Origin of the sequence: Corynebacterium sp. KPL4072 (genome assembly GCF_037908395.1) — a bacterium.
In the GTDB taxonomy this organism is placed as follows: domain Bacteria; phylum Actinomycetota; class Actinomycetes; order Mycobacteriales; family Mycobacteriaceae; genus Corynebacterium; species Corynebacterium kefirresidentii.
Genome location: NZ_JBBMGE010000003.1, coordinates 216,391 through 237,301, shown reverse-complemented (window position 1 = coordinate 237,301; position 20,911 = coordinate 216,391). Strand labels below are relative to the sequence as shown.

Annotated in this window: 15 protein-coding genes, 3 tRNA genes and 1 pseudogene; 14 read left to right on the top strand and 5 right to left on the bottom strand. The window is 59.4% G+C overall.

Annotated features, from left to right (window positions below; all coding sequences use genetic code 11):
- Window positions 1-15: 15 nt before the first annotated feature.
- The gene (locus tag WMP97_RS04930) at window positions 16-972 is read right to left on the bottom strand and encodes a sugar-binding transcriptional regulator (protein WP_239208168.1); all 957 of its coding nucleotides are present in this window, start codon (window positions 970-972) and stop codon (window positions 16-18) included.
- Window positions 973-1,136: 164 nt separating this feature from the next.
- Here WMP97_RS04930 and WMP97_RS04925 point away from each other — a divergent pair.
- From WMP97_RS04925 to rplA, 7 genes are all read left to right on the top strand, one after another.
- A tRNA-Thr gene (locus WMP97_RS04925) sits at window positions 1,137-1,212 on the top strand.
- Window positions 1,213-1,249: 37 nt separating this feature from the next.
- Window positions 1,250-1,321: transfer RNA gene (locus WMP97_RS04920), tRNA-Met, on the top strand.
- Between the two features lie 139 nt (window positions 1,322-1,460).
- Window positions 1,461-1,533 (top strand) — tRNA-Trp (locus WMP97_RS04915).
- 223 nt (window positions 1,534-1,756) lie between these two features.
- Window positions 1,757-2,089, top strand: coding sequence for a preprotein translocase subunit SecE (gene secE, locus WMP97_RS04910; protein ID WP_023020522.1), 333 nt, complete (start codon window positions 1,757-1,759; stop codon window positions 2,087-2,089).
- 126 nt (window positions 2,090-2,215) lie between these two features.
- Window positions 2,216-3,142 carry a transcription termination/antitermination protein NusG gene (gene nusG / locus WMP97_RS04905; protein ID WP_340439925.1) on the top strand — a complete coding sequence of 309 codons (927 nt, stop codon included), beginning with the start codon at window positions 2,216-2,218 and terminating at the stop codon, window positions 3,140-3,142.
- Between the two features lie 172 nt (window positions 3,143-3,314).
- Window positions 3,315-3,758: a 50S ribosomal protein L11 gene (gene rplK / locus WMP97_RS04900; protein WP_005327961.1), complete on the top strand. Its 444-nt coding sequence runs from the start codon at window positions 3,315-3,317 to the stop codon at window positions 3,756-3,758.
- Between the two features lie 68 nt (window positions 3,759-3,826).
- Window positions 3,827-4,531 (top strand): 50S ribosomal protein L1, encoded by a 705-nt coding sequence (gene rplA, locus WMP97_RS04895; RefSeq protein ID WP_005322897.1) that lies wholly within the window; start codon window positions 3,827-3,829, stop codon window positions 4,529-4,531.
- Window positions 4,532-4,616: 85 nt separating this feature from the next.
- On the opposite strand, the gene WMP97_RS04890 is transcribed toward rplA, so the two are convergent.
- The 4 genes and pseudogenes from WMP97_RS04890 to WMP97_RS04875 form a co-directional block, all read right to left on the bottom strand.
- The gene (locus WMP97_RS04890; protein WP_340439924.1) at window positions 4,617-6,005 is read right to left on the bottom strand and encodes a Y4yA family PLP-dependent enzyme; all 1,389 of its coding nucleotides are present in this window, start codon (window positions 6,003-6,005) and stop codon (window positions 4,617-4,619) included.
- Window positions 6,002-7,303 carry an FAD/NAD(P)-binding protein gene (locus WMP97_RS04885; protein ID WP_340439923.1) on the bottom strand — a complete coding sequence of 434 codons (1,302 nt, stop codon included), beginning with the start codon at window positions 7,301-7,303 and terminating at the stop codon, window positions 6,002-6,004. Before WMP97_RS04885 ends, WMP97_RS04890 begins: the two co-directional genes overlap by 4 nt.
- Window positions 7,300-8,316 (bottom strand): annotated as a pseudogene (locus tag WMP97_RS04880) (pyridoxal-phosphate dependent enzyme). Before WMP97_RS04880 ends, WMP97_RS04885 begins: the two are co-directional and overlap by 4 nt.
- A gap of 32 nt (window positions 8,317-8,348) precedes the next feature.
- The gene (locus WMP97_RS04875; RefSeq protein ID WP_340439922.1) at window positions 8,349-9,653 is read right to left on the bottom strand and encodes a cryptochrome/photolyase family protein; all 1,305 of its coding nucleotides are present in this window, start codon (window positions 9,651-9,653) and stop codon (window positions 8,349-8,351) included.
- A gap of 313 nt (window positions 9,654-9,966) precedes the next feature.
- On the opposite strand from WMP97_RS04875, the gene rplJ reads away from it, so the two are divergent.
- From rplJ to WMP97_RS04840, 7 genes are all read left to right on the top strand, one after another.
- Window positions 9,967-10,488: a 50S ribosomal protein L10 gene (rplJ, locus tag WMP97_RS04870; RefSeq protein WP_005322886.1), complete on the top strand. Its 522-nt coding sequence runs from the start codon at window positions 9,967-9,969 to the stop codon at window positions 10,486-10,488.
- 88 nt (window positions 10,489-10,576) lie between these two features.
- Complete coding sequence (gene rplL, locus WMP97_RS04865; RefSeq protein WP_005322882.1) at window positions 10,577-10,966, top strand: 50S ribosomal protein L7/L12; 390 nt, start codon at window positions 10,577-10,579, stop codon at window positions 10,964-10,966.
- 214 nt (window positions 10,967-11,180) lie between these two features.
- On the top strand, window positions 11,181-11,324 hold the full coding sequence (locus WMP97_RS04860; RefSeq protein ID WP_248099380.1) for a type II toxin-antitoxin system RelE/ParE family toxin: 144 nt from the start codon (window positions 11,181-11,183) through the stop codon (window positions 11,322-11,324).
- Window positions 11,325-11,364: 40 nt separating this feature from the next.
- Complete coding sequence (locus tag WMP97_RS04855; protein WP_023020529.1) at window positions 11,365-11,697, top strand: HigA family addiction module antitoxin; 333 nt, start codon at window positions 11,365-11,367, stop codon at window positions 11,695-11,697.
- 72 nt (window positions 11,698-11,769) lie between these two features.
- Window positions 11,770-12,786, top strand: coding sequence for a DUF3068 domain-containing protein (locus tag WMP97_RS04850; RefSeq protein ID WP_248099157.1), 1,017 nt, complete (start codon window positions 11,770-11,772; stop codon window positions 12,784-12,786).
- Window positions 12,787-13,170: 384 nt separating this feature from the next.
- The gene (gene rpoB, locus WMP97_RS04845; RefSeq protein ID WP_200288281.1) at window positions 13,171-16,665 is read left to right on the top strand and encodes a DNA-directed RNA polymerase subunit beta; all 3,495 of its coding nucleotides are present in this window, start codon (window positions 13,171-13,173) and stop codon (window positions 16,663-16,665) included.
- A 107-nt stretch (window positions 16,666-16,772) separates the two neighbouring features.
- Entirely contained in the window at window positions 16,773-20,768 is a 3,996-nt protein-coding gene (locus tag WMP97_RS04840) for a DNA-directed RNA polymerase subunit beta' (protein ID WP_023020532.1), read from the top strand.
- The last annotated feature ends 143 nt before the right edge of the window (window positions 20,769-20,911 follow it).

Genomic DNA, 20,911 nt, shown 5'->3' with positions numbered 1-20,911 from the left:
GCAATTTACAATTGTTCAACATTTGTGGGAGGCCTCACTAGCCCAGTCCACGAGCTTGCGCGCGGTGGCCTGATCTGTGACCAGATGGGTAGCCAATCCCTTGCGCAGCGCCACCCATATGGCCCGCGCCTTAGATGCGCCGCCAGCTACCAGCACCCGGGTGGGGCGCGTGGCCAAGTCTGCGAGGCTGATGCCCACGGTGCGGGCGTCTACGGCCGGGCAGGCTACTTCCCCGCAGGCGTCGAAGAAGCGCGAGCACACATCACCCACAGCATTGTCTGCAATCTGCTGTTTCTCGGCCGCGGTCAGATAGCCCAGGTTGAAAGCTAAAGATTCCTGCTCGGCCGAGCCCACCGTAAAGACCGCCACGCTTACCGACGCCCCCTTATGCAAAATCTGCCCAATATGCCTATCGCGCTCCACCCACTGCTTGGCCTCCGCGGAATCGAAGATGCCCGGCAGCGGTAAAAGGTGGGCCTCGGCATTGAAGGCGTGGGCAAAGGCCTGCAGGGTGTAGAAGTCTTTAGTGGATCGCTCCGTGTGTGAGTGGCCACCTTTTAGTTGTACAATCTCTACGCCTTCCCGTGGCTGTCGCCGCAGGTGAGAAGCGACGGCGGACATCGTCTCGCCCCAAGAGAGGCCGACGCTGGTGCCATCCTCAATGAGTTCTTCCAGGAGGGCGGCGCCGGCGCTGCCCAGGTCTGCTAGGGGAGAACCGCCGGGTGGGGTGGTGGTCACGCGGACGTCGGCAAGCGCAAAGCGTTGGCGTAGTTGGCCCACTAGTTCATCGGATTGCTCCCGCGGATCGGCAATGCTGATGGTGACAAAGCCGCGCGCGGAGGCGTGGCTGAGCAACTTGGACACCGTGGGCCGGGAAACCCCAAGATGATGGGCAACCTCGGCCTGAGAGAAGCCGGAGTTGTAGTACAACTTTGCGGCGTCAATGGACTGGGCATCCTTCTGATCCAACATGCCTTTCATTCAAGCACATTCACATGCGCGATAAGGTGTCATAAAAGCTTCCCATTTTTGCGCTCTGACGTGGCGATTTGTGTAAAACGTTGCAAGCGGGTTAGATTATTGGAGTCCGCAACGGAGAGCACAACGAAATAGCGATGTGTTCAACGCTAGGATGTGCCCCCTTAGCTCAGTCGGCAGAGCGTTTCCATGGTAAGGAAAAGGTCGACAGTTCGATTCTGTCAGGGGGCTCCATTCATGTTCGGAGGAAGAAATTCCCCAAGGTGAATATGGCGGTGTAGCTCAGTGGTAGAGCAAGCGACTCATAATCGCTGTGTCGCGAGTTCAATTCTCGCCATCGCTACCGGGAAAGAAAGGCGCCCGCAGGGCGCTTTTTTATTACCGCGCTGAAGGCTTTGCAGACCCGCCTGGTTTCAGATTGGAACTATGGCTCTGGTAAGGTCTTCAACGCTTGATGCTGAGGCATTAAGAGATAAAAGAATAGGGGCGTGGCGCAATTGGTAGCGCAACGGTCTCCAAAACCGTAGGTTGCAGGTTCGAGTCCTGTCGCCCCTGCACAGTAAACCCCGTCACTTGATTTCAGGTGGCGGGGTTTGTTCATGCCATATTTTCCCGGTCGAGCCTTGCTCGCCGCTGTGCTCGCCCAATGTATCCAAGGCCACGTCTTATAAATGCGGTGGTCAGCTTTTCATGCAGTGCAAGCTTTGCTAGGGTTGACAAAGTTATGGAGGTGCGCGTTAAGCGCCCTATTAGATTTAGTTCCCAAGGAGGGTTAGCTGTGAGCGATGAGCAGCAGCCGAAGAATTCGGGTGCACCGCGCCCGACCGGTAAGCGTCAGCTCTCTGGTGCGGCTACCACGTCCTCCGCGGACTACGCCGATAAGCACGTCGTCCGCGTAGAGGATAAGAATCACGATGACACCCCAGGTGGTGGCGTAGCCGCTTTCCCTGGCGAGGTGGCAACTGAGATGAAGAAAGTGGTGTGGCCGACCGCTAAGGAGATGCTGCAGTACACCCTCATTACCTTTGCCTTCCTCATCGTCATGACCGTTTTGGTGTGGGGTGTGGACGCTCTGGCCGGTCTCGGAGTTGAGCAGGTTCTCTCTGATTAGTAAGATAGCCGCATAATCTTTTATCCCGCTGTTTCCACTGAAGGAACGGCGGGATACTTTTTGCCCATACGCGGGCGGGTAGGCTAGTCCTACGCAACGCGCCGAGGAATTTTTGGAGTAAGAATCATGAGCGACGAGAATAACGTCGAAACCGTAGGCACCTCCCTAGAGGAGGCTATGCAGGCCAACGTGCAGGAGCAGGCGGCAGAGCACGCTAGCTCCGTTGAAGAAGCACAGCAGGAGGACGCTACCCCAAGCGCGCCCGCAGCAGAAGAAGCAGCAGAGTCCACCGACGCCGCAGCTGAGCCTGCTGAGGCAGCCGAGGCACCGGAAACGGCAGCGGCCGACGCCGAGGGGGCGGCAGAGGCCGCAGCTCCAGAGGCTGGCGAGGATGAGTCCGAAGACGCCGCCTACCGCAAGCGCCTGCGTGCGTTTACCCGCGAGCTGAAGAAGCAACCGGGCCAGTGGTACATCATTCAGTGCTACTCCGGTTACGAAAACAAGGTAAAGACCAACCTGGACATGCGTGCCCAGACCCTCGAGGTGGAGGACTCTATCTTCGAGGTTGTCGTTCCTATTGAGCAGGTACTTGAGAACAAAGACGGCAAGAAGAAGATTGTGAAGCGCAAGCTGCTGCCGGGCTACGTCCTCGTCCGCGCCGAACTCAATGACGCCGCTTGGTCCGTCATTCGTGAAACCCCTGGTGTGACCTCCTTCGTGGGTAACGAGGGCAACGCCACCCCAGTGAAGACCCGCGATGTGGCTAAATTCCTGATGCCGAACGAAGCACCGTCCACCAAGGGCGATGCCGCCCCGAATGAGGCCGAGGGCGAGCAGGTCGTGGCCATGCCAGAAAAGGAAGTGGCAAAGAAGTACGCCCACGACTTCGAGGTAGGCGAGGCAGTGACCATCCTGTCCGGCCCGCTGGCCGCAGTCTCCGCCACTATTTCCGAGATCGACCCAGAGACCGGCAAGATGCAGGGCTTGGTATCCATCTTTGGTCGCGAGACCCCAGTGGAGTTGTCGCCGACCGAGATCGAGCGCATCTCCTAAAAGTGATTTTGTGCAGGGCGCACGGTGTTCTAAACTGGAACGCCGTGCGCCTTTGGCGTGCGTATAAGAAAAACGTTTCATCCTCCGGTGGCCCACTGAAGGTGAGCATCCGGACGGGATCCCGTTATTCATCGTGGCGGCTATCCCGGTAACACAGGAAAGAGGTAATTCGATGGCTCCTAAGAAGAAGGTATCTGGCTTCATCAAGCTGCAGATCGAGGCAGGCGCCGCTAACCCGGCACCGCCAGTTGGCCCAGCACTCGGTGCCCACGGCGTCAACATCATGGAATTCTGCAAGGCTTATAACGCCGCTACCGAGAACCAGCGTGGCAACGTGGTTCCGGTTGAGATCACCGTCTACGAGGACCGTTCCTTCGACTTCAAGCTGAAGACCCCGCCGGCAGCCAAGCTGCTGCTGAAGGCCGCTGGCATCAAGAAGGGCTCCGGCGTTCCACACACCGACAAGGTCGGCTCTGTGTCTTGGGACCAGTGCAAGGAAATCGCAGAGACCAAGTTTGCGGACCTGAACGCACGTGACATCGAGAACGGCGCTCGCATCATCGCCGGTACCGCCCGCTCCATGGGTATCACCGTTGATGGCGCACCGGAGAAGTAAAAACTTTATGTGGTAGGGCCAGCTACGGCCCGCCGAACACCACACCAATCCAGAAAAGGAATTGTTAAATGAGCACCAAGTCTAAGGCTTATAAGGCCGCTGCGGAACTGGTAGATAAGTCCCGCCTGTACCGTCCGATCGAGGCCACCAAGCTGGCTAAGGAGACCTCCTCCAAGAACTTCGACGCCACCGTTGATGTTGTTTTCCGTTTGGGCGTTGACCCGCGCAAGGCTGACCAGCTGGTTCGCGGCACCGTTTCCCTGCCTAACGGCACCGGTAAGGACGTTCGCGTTGCTGTCTTCGCAGAAGGCGAGAAGGCTACCGCCGCTCAGGAAGCTGGCGCTGATATCGTCGGCACCGCTGAATTGATCGAGCAGATCAACGAGGGCAACATCGACTTCGACGTTGCTATCGCTACCCCGGATCAGATGGCCAAGGTTGGCCGCGTTGCCCGCGTCTTGGGCCCGCGTGGTTTGATGCCGAACCCGAAGACCGGCACCGTTACCGCAGACGTTGCTAAGGCAATCTCTGAGGTTAAGGGCGGCAAGATCTCCTTCCGCGTTGATAAGGCTGCTAACCTGCACGCCATCATCGGTAAGGCTTCCTTCGATGCTGAGAAGCTGGCTGAGAACTACGGCGCCCTCATGGATGAGATCCAGCGCCTGAAGCCTTCTTCCGCTAAGGGCATCTACATCAAGCGCGCTACCATCTCCACCACCTCCGGCCCGGGCATCCCGGTTGACGGTTCCGTGGTCAAGGATTACACCGCTTAAGCAGTTATCACGTACTGCGTTTAAGGTTAAAGGGCTTAGAGGCAATTCCTCGAAGCCCTTTTTCTATATCTCGAGCCACTAGTAGTTATGTGGCGTCAATATCGTCTGGCACCCATTCGCCGCCGTCGTAGTAGACGTTTCGAGCCAAGGGAATCTGGTGCGAAGCAGACTCGAGGATGTGCATAAAATATCCGGCCGTGTTGGGAATGGCGAGGGTATCTCCTACGGCAATGCCCGCTGGGAAGTCCAGTTCGCGGCGCAGAATCACCTCGTCTTCAATGCAGTAGGCACCGACTACAAAGCCGGTACGTCGCTCGCGGGAGACCTCCTTTGCTGAACCGGCTGTAGGCACGAGGAGGGGGTCTAGCAGGATGTCATCCGCGGCGGTCCGGCACTGCGTGCGATTCATCGCCACACCGATAAGGGGCAGGCCATCAGAACGTTCTTTGAGAAAGCTCACCTCGGCGAGGATGACACCACAGCCGTCGAGGAGGCTGCGGCCCGGTTCTAGATGGAGGGCGATGTCCCGCTCTCGCAGGGCACCACCGGCGTTGCCGTAGCCGGGGACCTCACCGGAGAGAAGTTGGTTCAGCCACTGACCGCGCGTCGGTTCCTGCCAGAATGGGTAAGTATTGGAGAGCGGATCCGATTTCCAGGTAAAGGGGTCACCGGTACCAGCGCGCTGCGCAGAGATACGCGCTGTGTAGTTTTCCCACTGCTCGCGGGATTCTAAATAGCTCATGGGCACGCCGCCGCCGATATCGATGAAATTAGCGGGTTGGTTCATTGCGCGTAGGTGCTCGACTAGAGCAATGGCCTCTGCAAGGGCGGTGCGGCGATCCGCCTCGCTATAGCCATGCAGGTGGACGTGGACACCCACGGCACGAAGCTCCGTGGGCCACTCCGCTTTCTGCCATGCAGGTAGCCTTTCCCCGAAGCGGGTCGGTGGTAAATCATCTGGATCTGGAGCAAGGCGCGGTGCCACGCGGGCGGTAGTTTCTAAAGCTCGGGCGATGGCGGCGATGCGGTCGCATTCTGCGCGAGAATCGCACGATATAGTAACGCCACGCGAAATCGCGAGGCGGAGCAAACCATCGCTTTTGATAGCAGCGCTGAGGATGATGCGCTCTGGGGCTACATCGCGCTCGAGCACTTGGCGTAGCTCGTTCTCACTGGCTACATCCACGCCGAGTCCACTCTCGCGAGCGGCGTCGACAAAGCACAGCGCCTTATTGGCTTTGCGGGCGAAAAATACCCGAGTTTTCACGTCGTGGGAAGCACCGGCGTCTAGTAGCTCTTGGGCATTGTGGCGCAGTGGCGCGGGATTAAGCACGTTTACCGGAGAACCATAGCGCGAGGTGAGTGCGCTAACTTCTTGCGGGTTCTCCACGAGCTCTTGCATCCACTGCTCCCATCGGGCACGCAGCGGGACGGTGCCATGGACCGGCAGTGGGGCAACGGGAGGGGTGGTCATGAGTTTCCTACTTTCTCCGCCCAGCGGGGGATGTCATCGTGTACTAAACGGTTAAGAGAGTCATGCCCGGGCAGGGAGAGCTCATTCATGCGGCCAATTTCCACCACACCAGGAACGTTATGGAAGGGGGAGGGGGTGGCTTGGGGAGCCACAGTGGCGTCGATAAGCAGGTCCACGCCGCCCTTCTCCCGCCAGGAATCTATCTGCTCAGGAGTGCCTAGATACTGGGTATCCACCACCCCGGAGTGGATGAGCTCGAGCAGACGCCTGGCTGTGACCGGTGGTGGGCCGAAGGCCACCCGCTCAAGGGTGCGTGAGAGCTCGCGGAACCCGGGCATTGGGCCGTGTGCCTGGTGCCAATCGACGCAGTCTTGGAAGACCCCACGAAAAGCCGCGCCCACGGCCGTGGCCGGAGTCAGGGGACCAGTACCCTCGACCGCACGGAGGGAAGCCTCGAGCTCAGCGAGCGCAGCGCCAGTGAAATCCTGACCATCAATAACGGCTGCTAGTTCCGCACTAGAGAAGTCACCGAACTCGGCTGCGGCCCCGATGAGGATCTCGCGCAAATCTGCGGCGTTAGTGATGTGCGCACAGGCCTGCCGCCACCGCGTCGAAACCTCCGGCAGCGGTGCCTCCGGAGAGGGCTTTACCTCCATAAATCGCCCGCTGCGGCTAACCGGATAAATGACCTCGGCGGTATCGCCATAAAGCAGGCATACATCGATAAAGCTTAAGGCGGCACCGCGCACGCCGATTCGCCGTGGAGCGCTAGGGAGGTCGGCGCCGAAATAGAGACCGGTGACGGGCACACGCGAAGTTTCGTGGACCAAGGAACCAGCATGGAGATGGTCGTGTCCGGTGCAGACCAGGACGTCGTCGAAGGGGGTGCCGTCGACCATGAAGCCTTCTCCGTCATTACTCACTTCGCTCACGCGGTGCGGCAGGTGGCGGATGCCAACGTGCGCCGGCGCGCGCTGCAATGCGGCGGACCAGGTATCGGCGAGGAATTGGCCCACTTCGGCGCGCGGTGGGAGGGCATCGGTGGTGTCCCTACCGCGGCGGGCCCGCCATGCGTTGAAATTATCGTGGGCGGTGGTGACGATGGCGCAGTTGACGTTGAGGCGCCAGTGGGGCGGCTGCTGCGGGCGGTAGACAGCGCCTGAACCGGCCGGATACGGGTCGAAGACCGTGACATCGATGGGGATGCGGGCGCGCTCGATGAGTTCCTCTACGGCCCAGAGACCGCGCGGACCGCCTCCGATGATGGCAATGCGTCGGGCAGGCTTAGCGGAAGTCACTGCGCCGTCCCTTCGCTGCGCGCGGCAAGTTCGGCAGGTGAAATGCCGAAGTTTTCGCACACCCAGGAATCGTTATAGATAGTGTCTAAGTAAGGCTGGCCGGCGTCGTGTAGCACGGCAACCACCTCCGCCCCCGCCGGCAGGGAGGGGGCGAGGCGCTGGAAGGCTGCGATAACAGCACCGCCGGAAGCGCCCGGCAGCAAACCCTCGGCCCGGGCGAGCCTGCGGGCGGCCACGATGGCCTAGAGATCGGGGACCCGCTCGACGGAGGAGGGCGAAAATTTGGTGGATAGGTCGGTCACGATACCTGCGCCATAGCCGGGCAGCATGCGGGTGCCACGCTCACCGCCGAAAAGTACGGAGCCCTCTGCATCAACGCCGATTGTTTGGGTACTGGCTCCCACCTCGGAAAGTTTGCGGACACAGCCGCCAAGGGTTCCGGTGGTACTCATAGCCACGAGCACATGGCTGGGTGCCTGCCCGAGTTGCTCCAGGATCTCAGTCATAGTGCCCTCCGCGTGGGCGTGGAAGGCGGCTTCATTGGAATACTGGTTGAGGTTGAAAGAATCGGGGATCTCTTCCAATAGCTCGGCCACGCGGGTGCGGCGGGCGGTGAGCCAATCGCCGGTTTCAGGATCTGGGTGGTCGAGCAATTCCACGTGTGCGCCATAGGCCCGCATGGTGGCCACCGTAGAAGCGTTGACGCGCGGATCCACCACGCAGTGGAACTTCATCCCCAGCAGTGGGGCCTGGCGAGCTAGAGCCATGCCCAGGTTGCCGGAGGAAGATTCCACCAACGTCGACCCTGGGCGGATATCGCCGGCGGCAAGGGCCGACTGGATTAGTGCTCGGGCGGTACGGTCTTTTGCAGAGCCGCCAAGGTTGAACTGTTCGAGTTTGAGATAGAGGTGGACATCCGGCCGAGGATTGATCGCCTCCACTCGCATGAGTGGGGTATTGCCGATGGGCGGGTGCGCTTGAGAATGAATCCTAGGGCTCATCATTGGCCCCATGGTAGACCTTTATTTCTGCCTCTTCCGCCGACCTAGTCCTTGATCTCCGCATAGGCGTCGAGGGCGGCTTGGCGCGATTCCTTTAGGTCCACTATGGGTGGGCCAGACAGCGCGGGTGCCCAGCGGCGCACATATTCGCCGTCGGGGTCGAAGCGCTTGGCCTGGGTTTCGGGGTTGAAGATGCGGAAAAATGGTGCGGCGTCATCGCCGCAGCCAGCCACCCACTGCCAATTGAAGGGGTTGGAGGCGGCATCGGCATCTACCAACGTATCCCAGAACCATTCTTCGCCTAGGCGCCAGTGGATACCGAGGTTCTTGGTGATGAAAGATCCCACCACCATTCGTACGCGGTTGTGCATATAGCCGGTGGCCCAAAGCTCGCGCATTCCGGCGTCGACAAGCGCGATGCCCGTGGTACCGGACTGCCAGTCTGTCAGGCGTGGGTCATCCCAGGACCAATCGAAGTGGTCGAATTTTTCCCGTACGTTTTCGGTAGCAAGGTTGGGCAGGTGGTAGAGGCGGTGCCAGGCAAAGTCGCGCCACAGTAGCTCGGAGTGGAATTTGGCGCACTCCGGCTCCTCGGCCGCGGCGAACCATACTTCCCGCGGCGAGACCTCGCCGAAGCGCAGGCGCGGCGAGAGTAGGGAGGTGGCATTAAGCGCAGGGATATCGCGCTCCTCGGCGTAGTTGGCCAAGTCCAGCTGCGCCAGGCGCTCTCGCGCACCGGCTTCCCCGGGCGTCCAGTGCTCGGCCAGGGATGCGGCCCACGCTGGCTCGGTGGGCTTGGGCCAAGAGCACGCAATGCTTGCCGACGCCCCCATCTCCGGCACCCCCTCCGGTTCATCGCCTGCCACTTGGGAGGAGGCGGCCTTGGAGAAGGGGGTAAAGACCTTATAGGGCTGGCCCTGGCCATTGGTGACCTCCCAGGGGTCGACCAGGGTGAAGCCGGGTGAAGAAGTGGCGGTAATGCCACGAGCAGTCAAGTTTTCCTTGACGGCGGCATCAACCTCGCGCAGCGGGCCGTGGTAGCGGCGCGTCCACGTGACGGTAGTGGCGCCGAGTTCGGCGGCTAGGCGGGGGATTTCCACGCGGGCATCACCGGCGACGCGAATGAGCTCCACGCCGTGCTCGGCGAGGTCGTGTGCAAGGGCATAAAGGGAGCGCTCGCGCCACCACGTGGTGGCGCCGCCCAGTGGGCGGGTGCCCGGATATGCCGGCTCGTCGAGCACGACGGCGATCAAGGGAACGCCTGTAAGCGAGGTGGCTTCGGCCGCGCGGCGAAGGGCCTGGTTATCGTGTAGGCGCAGGTCATCGCGAAACCACATCAGGCAGGTCATGTCGGCTATCCTACGCGGCGAAAACGGGGATTTGGAGAAACCGTTGGTGGGAAGGTAGTGTTTTCCACGAAGTTTGAACGGCCGCTTCAGGCCGAGTCAAAGTTCACCGAAGACCGTTGGTCATCCATTTGGATCGAAGGTTCTCCATCCTAGGAGGCGGCCCACGCAGGAGACACTTTGCGATTATTCGCGGCATTCTCTTATGTCGCGCGCCCTGTGCTCTTGCACGGGGCTTTTGTTATTTCGGGTAACCGAAATAAGGAAGGTCCCGGCGGAATAATAAAAGAGATGTTTTGGAAGGAGGCGAGAGACAATGGCAAACCCAAAGAACACTGCAGACCTGGCAGAGCTGAAGGAGAAGCTGGCTGGCGCTAACTCTGTTGTATTGACCGAGTACCGCGGCCTGACCGTATCCCAGCTGCAGGAGCTGCGTAACGATCTGGGATTTGACGTTGAATACTCCGTCGCCAAGAACACCCTTTTCAAGATCGCTGCCAAGGAAGCTGGCATCGAAGGTCTTGATGATTTGCTGACTGGCCCGACCGCAATTGCGTTCATCAAGGGCGAGGCAGTGGATGCTGCGAAGGTCATCACCAAGTTCGCTGATGACAACAAGGCACTCATCATCAAGGGTGGCTACATGGACGGCAACGCACTGTCTGCCGACCAGGTTGAGGCCATCGCCAAGCTGGACAACCGCGAGACCACCCTCGCAAAGCTGGCTGGCGCTATGAAGGGTTCTATGGCGAAGGCAGCCGCTCTCTTCAACGCTCCTGCAACCAAGGCTGTACGTACCGTCGCAGCCCTGCAGGACAAGAAGGAAGCAGAAGCTTAAGTCGTCACAAAAGACGCACAATTACAACACCGTGCGCGTTGCCTAATGTAGGTGCAGCGCTCACACAACACAGAAAGGACTTGCCATCATGGCTAAGCTCACCAAGGACGAGCTCATTGAAGCTTTCAAGGAAATGACCCTCATCGAACTGTCCGAATTCGTTAAGGAATTTGAAGAGGTATTCGACGTTGAGGCTGCTGCTCCGGTTGCTGCTGTTGCAGCTGGCGCTCCGGCTGAGGGCGGCGCTGGTGCCGCTGAGGAGAAGACCGAGTTCGACGTCGTTCTGACCGACGCTGGCGCTAAGAAGATTGGCGTTATTAAGGCTGTCCGCGAGATCGTCTCCGGCCTGGGCCTGAAGGAAGCTAAGGAAATGGTCGAGGGTGCTCCTAAGGCTATCCTCGAGGGCGCTTCCAAGGACGACGCTGAGGCTGCTAAGACCAAGCTGGAAGAGGCTGGCGCTTCCGTCGAGCTCAAGTAATTTCACTGAGCTTTCCGCTTTTAAATCCCCACTTCTACCGCTGCACGCGGTGGGAGCTGGGGATTTCCTCGTTTTGTGTTTGCGAGCGTAGTGCGTGGAGTGCAGCAATGGCCAATAGTGTCAAAGTATGACACCATGGCGTTGTGGAGTTTAGGAGGGTAGCTTAGAGCGTTTTCACACAGATGGTAAGGCGCCAAAGTATGTACCTCCTGAACTGCGGAAGATCCTGCGCCGCAAACTCATCATGATTGACCGGTCCGTTTCCCTAGCTGATTTAAGGATTCCACCAGCAAATCGTTTGGAGAGACTGAAAGGGCAGTGGGACGGATTTTATTCCATCCGCGTTAACGCGCAGTGAAGAGTAGTCTTTCGATGGACAGGGAAAGGAGCTGTGGACGTTGACTTCATCGATTATCACAAATGAGGGAGAGGAAGCTTCGGATATCATATCCGTTCCACACCCTGGGGAGGTTCTGCGCGAGGAGTTTCTGGAGCCGCTCGGACTTACTCAATACCGCTTAGCCAGGGATATTTTTAGCTCCAAATCCCAAATTTCAAAGCTGGTCCGTGGACGCATTGGGATTAGTGCGGAAATGGCGCTTCGTCTCTCTGCCTATTTTGGCAATTCGGCGGAGTTTTGGCTGGGACTGCAGGAAGAGTTTGATCTTTGGTGCGCGCGCCAAACCACGGATACTAGCAGTATCGTTGCTTGGAATAAGCACACTGCTTAGAAATCAATCCGGCACGGCGGGGTGGCCTGTAGAAACCAGGAATTTCCGCCAAGGGCTGTAGAATTAGCCCCCATGCTGCCCAAGTCCCGCATTTTTTCCGTCCTGCTCCTAGGCCTCGGTGTCGCGTTGATCGCCGCTGGTGTTGTGGCGCCGGCATTTTTGGATTTTTCCCCGCGGCTGCCGCTGAACCTGAAAAACAGCACCTGGACATTGCACGATGATTCCGCGGATTCCCAGCAATTGTCCAAGGATGGTTCCGCGCCGTATTCAGGCCCCATGACTTACCAGATCAACATGGATATCCAAGAGCCCTCGGACGAAGAGAAGGCTACCGTGCGCATCGGTGAGACGCGTATGCGCGGCGAGGGCGAAGGCTTAAACGACTTGAGCCAGGCCCAGGTGTGGACCTACCCGGTGGACCGCCTGAGTGGTGAAGCGATGGGGGAGGCCTCGTTGAGCCATACGCTCGCGACTCCATCAGATACGGTGACCATAGACGGCTACTGGCTCAAGTTCCCCGCGGATGCCGAAAAGACCAATTACCCAGTCTTTGACCCGACCCTGCGCAAGGCCGTCGATGCGGTCTTTGAAGAAGAAACCACGATGGATGGCCGTACGGTCTATCGCTATCACCAAGAAATTGAGCCGACGAACGTAGCGCAGCTTTATGCAGCCGATGGGAATACCACCAGCCTGCCCAAGGAGGGCGGCGGCGAGGAACAGGGGTACTTGACCCACTCCGGTAACCGTGACTTCTATGTAGACCAACAAACCGGACTCGTGGTGGGCATGGATGTAGACATCGATGACTACTACGCAGACCGCGAAGGCGTGGGGCGCGTGCGTGCCTTCGTCTTTGATAGTTCTACCTCCGAAGAGGACCAAAAAGAGCTGCTGAAGGAAGCCGCAGAATTCCCGCGCGATCGCGTGGCGGAGATTGTCCGCTGGATAGTCATTGGAGTAGGCGCGCTGCTTGCGTTACTAGGAATCATCGGTGCGCTGGGGCTATTTGGCGGAAAGAATAAGCACGCCCGCCGGTGTGGCCACCACGCGCACAACGGTGGAAGCGCGGTGCCGGTGAGCCGCTAAAAGAGCAGCTAGGAGCCTCGATCGCCGGCAGGGTTGCGGTATAGAGAGATTTTAGTGGTAGGGTGCTCACTGGTTACCGCGCGGAGTTGCGCGGTGTGGACGCGTTAGCGCCGCGGCGAGCACGAACTTGCCCCCTAGCGTGGTAGCGACACGCCCCAATAGTGGTGTGTCTTTACATGACAGGTCTTTTCCTATAAGCTATTTCGTTGCGCTGGAATCTGGATCTTCGGTGCACATTTAGCCTTTCAGGCCGGTGATGGCAAAACCGACTTGACAAGGTGATTTTGTGCATTCTGAACCCAGACACTCCACAGCAGACCGAATGCTAGAATTACCAGCGGTTTTGCGGCTCGTCGGCCAGGGCGAGCAGGCAATCCGCGTGAGGTGCTGGAAGGACCCATCTTGGCAGTCTCCCGCCAGACCAAGTCAGTGGCCAATATCCCCGGAGCCCCGAAGCGATACTCGTTTGCAAAAATTAGCGAGCCCATCGCCCTGCCGGGTCTCCTTGACGTACAACTTGATTCTTTTGCTTGGCTCGTCGGCTCGCCGGAATGGCGCGAGCGCGAGCAGGCTGCGCGTGGCGATGATGCCCGCGTAACGAGCGGCCTCGAGGACATCCTCGAAGAGCTCTCGCCGATTGAGGACTACTCGGGCAATATGTCCCTGTCCTTGTCGGAGCCGCGCTTTGAACCGGTGAAAAACACCGTGGATGAGTGCAAGGAAAAGGACATCAACTACTCCGCGCCGCTGTACGTGACCGCAGAGTTTATCAATAACGACACCCAAGAGATTAAGTCGCAGACCGTTTTCATCGGCGATTTCCCGATGATGACGGATATGGGCACGTTCATCGTGAACGGTACCGAGCGCGTCGTCGTCTCTCAGCTGGTGCGCTCCCCGGGCGTGTACTTCGATCGCTCGATCGATAAGTCCACCGAGCGCCCGCTGCACTCCGTGAAGGTTATTCCTTCCCGCGGTGCATGGTTGGAGTTCGACGTCGACAAGCGCGATACCGTCGGCGTGCGCATTGACCGCAAGCGCCGCCAGCCGGTTACCGTGCTGCTTAAGGCACTGGGCTGGAGCGAGGAGCAGATCAAGGATCGCTTCGGCTTTTCCGAGCTTATGATGTCCACCCTGGAATCTGATGGTGTGGCAAATACCGATGAGGCATTGCTGGAGATTTACCGTAAGCAGCGCCCAGGCGAGCAGCCAACCCGTGAATTGGCACAGTCCTTGCTGGATAACTCCTTCTTCCGTGCGAAGCGTTACGACCTGGCAAAGGTCGGCCGCTACAAGGTCAACCGCAAGCTGGGTCTGGGCGGCGACCACGATGGTCTGATGACCCTGACCGAGGAAGACATTGCCGTCACCCTCGAGTACCTGGTCCGCCTGCACGTAGGCGAGCGCGAGATGAAGGCGCCAAACGGCGAGATGATCTCCTTGCACACGGATGACATCGACCACTTTGGTAACCGCCGCCTGCGCACCGTAGGTGAGCTCATCCAGAATCAGGTCCGCGTGGGCCTGTCCCGTATGGAGCGCGTTGTGCGCGAGCGCATGACCACCCAGGACGCGGAGTCCATCACTCCGACCTCCCTGATTAACGTGCGCCCGGTCTCTGCTGCTATCCGCGAGTTCTTCGGCACCTCGCAGCTGTCCCAGTTCATGGACCACAACAACTCGCTGTCCGGCCTGACTCACAAGCGCCGTTTGTCCGCGCTGGGCCCGGGCGGTCTGTCCCGTGAGCGCGCCGGCATTGAGGTGCGAGACGTTCACGCTTCTCACTACGGCCGCATGTGCCCGATTGAGACTCCTGAGGGGCCGAACATTGGCCTGATTGGCGCGCTGGCTTCCTATGCCCGCGTGAATGCCTTTGGCTTCATCGAGACCCCGTACCGCAAGGTTGTGGACGGCAAGATTACCGATCAGGTGGAGTACCTCACCGCTGATGAAGAGGATCGCTTCGCTATTGCTCAGGCTGAGGTCGAGCAGGATGCAGAGGGCAACCTCACCGGCGAGCGTATTGAGGTCCGCCTAAAGGACGGCGATATTGGACTTACCGATGCCTCTGGTGTGGACTACGTTGACGTCTCCCCACGCCAGATGGTGTCCGTGGGTACCGCCATGATTCCGTTCTTGGAGCACGACGATGCTAACCGTGCCCTGATGGGTGCGAACATGCAGAAGCAGGCCGTGCCGCTGGTTCGCTCCGAGGCTCCGCTGGTAGGTACCGGCATGGAGCAGCGCGCTGCTTATGACGCTGGCGACGTTGTTATCACCCCGAAGGCCGGTGTGGTAGAAAACGTCACCGCTGATGTCATCACCATCATGGATGATGAGGGCCAGCGCGACACCTACATCCTGCGTAAGTTCGAGCGCACCAACCAGGGCACCAACTACAACCAGACCCCGCTGGTTTCTATGGGCGAGCGCGTAGAGGCCGGCCAGGTTCTGGCCGATGGCCCTGGTACCCACAATGGTGAGATGTCCCTCGGCCGCAACCTGCTGGTTGCCTTCATGCCGTGGGAAGGCCACAACTACGAGGACGCCATCATCCTCAACCAGCGCATCGTGGAAGAGGACATCTTGACCTCCGTCCACATCGAGGAGCACGAGATCGATGCTCGCGATACCAAGCTGGGCGCTGAGGAAATCACCCGCGAGATCCCGAACGTCTCTGAAGACGTCTTGAGCGATCTGGACGAGCGCGGCATCATCCGCATCGGTGCCGACGTCCGCGCCGGTGACATCCTGGTGGGCAAGGTCACCCCGAAGGGCGAGACCGAGCTGACTCCGGAGGAGCGCCTGCTGCGCGCCATCTTCGGTGAGAAGGCCCGCGAGGTCCGCGATACCTCCATGAAGGTGCCGCACGGTGAGGTAGGCAAGGTCATTGGCGTTGCCCGTTTCTCACGCGATGATGATGACGATCTGGCCCCTGGCGTCAACGAAATGATTCGCGTCTACGTGGCCCAGAAGCGCAAGATCCAGGACGGCGATAAGATGGCCGGCCGCCACGGCAACAAGGGTGTTGTGGGCAAGATTCTGCCGCCAGAGGATATGCCGTTCATGGAAGACGGCACCCCGGTAGACATCCTGCTGAACACCCACGGTGTGCCACGTCGTATGAACATCGGCCAGGTCCTCGAGGTTCACCTGGGCTGGTTGGCACACGCCGGCTGGAAGGTTGACACCGAGGATCCGAAGAACGCCGAGCTGCTCAAGACCCTGCCGGAGGAGCTCTATGACGTTCCTGCGGATTCCTTGACCGCGACCCCGGTCTTCGACGGTGCTACCAATCACGAGATCGAGCGCCTGCTGGCTTCCTCCCGTCCTAACCGCGACGGCGATGTGCTGGTGGATGAGCACGGCAAGGCCACGCTTTTCGACGGCCGCTCGGGCGAACCGTACAAGTACCCAATTTCGGTTGGCTACATGTACATGCTCAAGCTGCACCACTTGGTCGATGAGAAGATTCACGCCCGTTCCACCGGTCCTTACTCCATGATTACCCAGCAGCCGCTGGGTGGTAAGGCCCAATTCGGTGGCCAGCGCTTCGGCGAGATGGAGGTGTGGGCAATGCAGGCATACGGCGCTGCCTACACCCTGCAGGAGCTGCTGACCATCAAGTCCGATGACGTCGTCGGCCGCGTGAAGGTCTACGAAGCCATTGTTAAGGGCGACAATATTCCAGATCCGGGCATCCCTGAGTCCTTCAAGGTGTTGCTCAAGGAGCTGCAGTCCCTGTGCTTGAACGTGGAAGTTCTTTCCACCGACGGCACGCCGATGGAGCTGTCTGGCTCTGATGACGATGACATGGATAGCCCATCGCTTGGCATTAACCTGTCCCGCGATGAGGGCTCTTCCGCTGACATCGCCTAATTAGTTTCTTGGTCCACCGCGGGGTAAGTCCCCGTGGTAGGGCGTAAACGTTCCATTCATACAAAGCCATCAATTCCTCGACAACGAGGATGAAAGGGAGACATTACGTGTTTGACGTAAATCTCTTCGACGAGCTCCGCATCGGTCTGGCCACCGCAGACGATATTCGTCGCTGGTCCAAGGGCGAGGTCAAAAAGCCTGAGACCATTAACTACCGCACCCTGAAGCCGGAGAAGGACGGCCTCTTCTGTGAGCGCATCTTCGGCCCCACCCGTGACTGGGAGTGCGCTTGTGGTAAGTACAAGCGCGTCCGCTACAAGGGCATCATCTGTGAGCGCTGTGGCGTTGAGGTCACCAAGTCCAAGGTTCGCCGTGAGCGCATGGGCCATATTGAGCTGGCCGCTCCGGTAACCCACATCTGGTACTTCAAGGGCGTTCCTTCCCGCCTGGGCTACCTGCTGGACCTGGCCCCGAAGGATCTCGAGCGCATCATTTACTTCGCTGCCAATATCATCACCTCCGTGGATGAAGAGGCTCGCCACAACGATCAGTCCACCCTGGAAGCAGAAATGCTCCTGGAGAAGAAGGACGTTGAGGACGATACCGAGTCCGAGATCGCAGAGCGCGCCTCCAAGCTGGAGTCTGACCTGGCTGAGCTGGAAGCAGCTGGTGCCAAGGCCGATGCCCGTAAGAAGGTAAAGAACGCTGCCGATAAGGAAATGCAGCACATCCGCGAGCGTGGCGAGCGCGAAATCGCCCGCCTGGATGAAATCTGGAATACCTTCATCAAGCTGGCTCCAAAGCAGATGATCATCGATGAGACCATCTACGAAGAGCTGGTTGACCGCTACGAGGATTACTTCACCGGCGGCATGGGCGCAGAAGCCATCCAGACCCTGGTCCGCAACTTCGACCTCGAGGCTGAGGCCGAGGAGCTGCGCGAGATCATCAACAATGGCAAGGGCCAGAAGAAGATGCGTGCCCTCAAGCGCCTGAAGGTCGTTGCTGCCTTCCTGCGCTCCGGCAACGATCCGGCCGGCATGGTGTTGGATGCCATCCCGGTTATCCCGCCAGAGCTGCGCCCAATGGTGCAGCTGGACGGTGGCCGCTTTGCTACCTCCGACCTGAATGACCTCTACCGCCGCGTGATCAACCGCAATAACCGTTTGAAGCGCATGATCGACCTGGGCGCTCCAGAGATCATCGTGAACAACGAGAAGCGCATGCTGCAGGAGTCTGTGGACGCACTCTTCGATAACGGCCGCCGCGGCCGTCCGGTTACCGGCCCGGGCAACCGTCCGCTGAAGTCTCTGTCTGACTTGCTCAAGGGCAAGCAGGGCCGCTTCCGCCAGAACCTGCTGGGTAAGCGCGTGGACTACTCCGGCCGTTCCGTTATTATCGTTGGACCGCAGCTGAAGCTGCACGAGTGTGGTCTGCCGAAGCTCATGGCGCTCGAGCTATTCAAGCCGTTCGTCATGAAGCGCTTGGTAGAAAACGACTATGCCCAGAACATCAAGTCCGCCAAGCGCATGGTTGAGCGCCAGCGCCCAGAGGTGTGGGACGTTCTGGAGCAGGCCATTTCTGAGCACCCTGTGATGCTCAACCGTGCACCTACGCTGCACCGCCTGGGCATTCAGGCCTTCGAGCCGAAGCTGGTTGAGGGTAAGGCTATTCAGCTGCACCCGCTGGCTTGTGAGGCGTTCAACGCCGACTTCGACGGTGACCAGATGGCAGTCCACCTGCCGCTGTCCGCTGAGGCACAGGCTGAGGCCCGCGTCTTGATGCTGGCGTCCAATAACATTCTGTCCCCGGCATCCGGTAAGCCACTGGCTATGCCGCGTCTGGATATGGTTACCGGTCTGTACTACCTGACGATGGACAAGTCCGAGGACGAGATCGGTGGCAACGGCCGCTTCCGCGAGGCAGAAGAGGACAAGCCAGCAACCGGCGTTTACTCCTCCTACGCCGAGGCCCTCATGGCCTATGACCGCGGCACCGTTGGCCTGCAGGCCCCGATCAAGGTCCGCATCGATCACCTTCGCCCGCCGAAGGAGATCGAGGAGGAGCAGTTCCCGGATGGCTGGACCAAGGGCCAGGCATGGATGGGCTACACCACCATTGGCCGCGTCATGTTCAACGAGTTGTTGCCATGGAACTACCCGTACCTCGAGGGCATCATGGTCCGTAAGGGCGGCGGCTCTGGCAACAAGGTCCTCATCGGTGACGTGGTCAATGACTTGGCCAATAAGTACCCGATGATCACCGTGGCTCAGGTGCTGGACAACATGAAGGATGCCGGCTTCTACTGGGCAACCCGTTCTGGCGTGACCATCACTATGTCTGACGTTCTGGTTCTGCCGAATAAGACCGAGATCCTCGAGTCTTATGAGAAGGAAGCAGAGCGCATCGAGCGTAAGTACTGGGAGCAGGGTGCTCTGACCGAGCGCGAGCGCTACGATCGCCTGGTTGAGCTGTGGAAGGACGCTACCGATACCGTCGGTGAGGCCGTCGAGAACATGTACCCTGACCACAACCCGATTCCGATGATTGTGAAGTCTGGTGCGGCCGGTAACATGCGTCAGATCTGGACGCTGGCCGGTATGAAGGGCATGGTTGTGAACTCGCACGGTGATTACATCACCCGTCCGATTAAGACCTCCTTCCGTGAAGGCCTGTCCGTGCTGGAGTACTTCAACAACTCCCACGGTTCCCGTAAGGGTCTGGCCGATACCGCGCTGCGTACCGCTGACTCCGGCTACCTCACCCGTCGTCTGGTGGACGTGGCCCAGGACGTCATCGTCCGCGAAGAGGACTGTGGCACCCGCCAGGGCGTTCGCGTCCCCATCGGCGAGGTTTCCGGCGACAAGGTGGTTCTCTCCGAGCTGTGGGAGACCTCCGCATCCGGCCGCGTTCTCGCGACCGATGTCAAGGACGACAATGGCGAGGTCGTGGCCGAGGCCGGCTCCGACCTCACCGAGGAACTCACCCAGAAGCTGTTGGACGCCAAGGTTACTGAGGTCAAGGTTCGCTCCGTGCTGACCTGCCAGACCCCGGCTGGCGTGTGTGCCAAGTGCTACGGCAAGTCCATGGCTTCCGGCCAGCTGGTCGATATCGGCGAGGCCGTCGGCATCGTGGCGGCACAGTCCATTGGTGAGCCGGGCACCCAGCTGACCATGCGTACGTTCCACCAGGGTGGTGTCGGTGGCGATATTACCGGCGGTCTCCCGCGTGTTCAGGAGCTTTTCGAGGCCCGTAACCCGAAGAACCGCGCTCCTATCGCTTCCGTTGACGGCACCGTATCCCTGTCCGATGAGGGCAACTTCTGGACCCTGACCATCACCCCGGATGACGGTTCTGATGATGTGGTCTATGAGAAGCTCTCCAAGCGTCAGGGCCTGGCTCAGGTCCGTCGCCCGATGGAGTCCAACCCGGATGCGATGATCGAGCGTTCCCTCAAGGACGGCGACCACGTCGAGACCGGAGACCGCCTGATGCGCGGTGCGGCTGACCCGCACGACGTGCTCGAGGTCCTCGGCCGTCGTGGCGTGGAGCAGCACCTCATCAACGAGGTGCAGGCTGTGTACCGTACCCAGGGTGTGGCTATCCACGATAAGCACATCGAGATCATCATCCGCCAGATGCTGCGCCGCGGTACCGTCATTGATGCGGGTACTACGGACTTGTTGCCGGGTAACCTCATCGACCTTTCTGAGGCTAAGCAGCTCAATGCTGCTCAGGTTGCAGAAGGTGGCGAGCCGGCTCAGCTGCGCTCGGAGATCATGGGTATTACCAAGGCTTCCTTGGCTACCGAGTCCTGGTTGTCTGCTGCATCGTTCCAGGAGACCACGCGTGTGCTTACCGACGCCGCTATTAATAAGCGCTCCGATAAGCTCATCGGTCTCAAGGAGAACGTGATTATCGGTAAGCTCATCCCGGCCGGTACGGGTATTTCCCGCTACCGCAATATTTCCGTCAAGCCGACCGAGGCTGCGCGCAACGCTGCATACTCGATTCCGACTTACGGCGATTCCATCTATGGCGATGACGGCTTCGGTGAGTTCACCGGTGCCTCCGTGCCGCTGGATGAGGACTTCACTTTCTAGGGTGCAGCTGAATCTGCGTTAACGCGGGATATTGATGGCCCCGCCTTTCTGAATGACAGGAAGGCGGGGCTGTTTCCATGTTTAGGGTGTACCGCTAAACTGCTCTGCTAGTATGAATGCAGCTTTTGGCAAGGCGCCTTTAG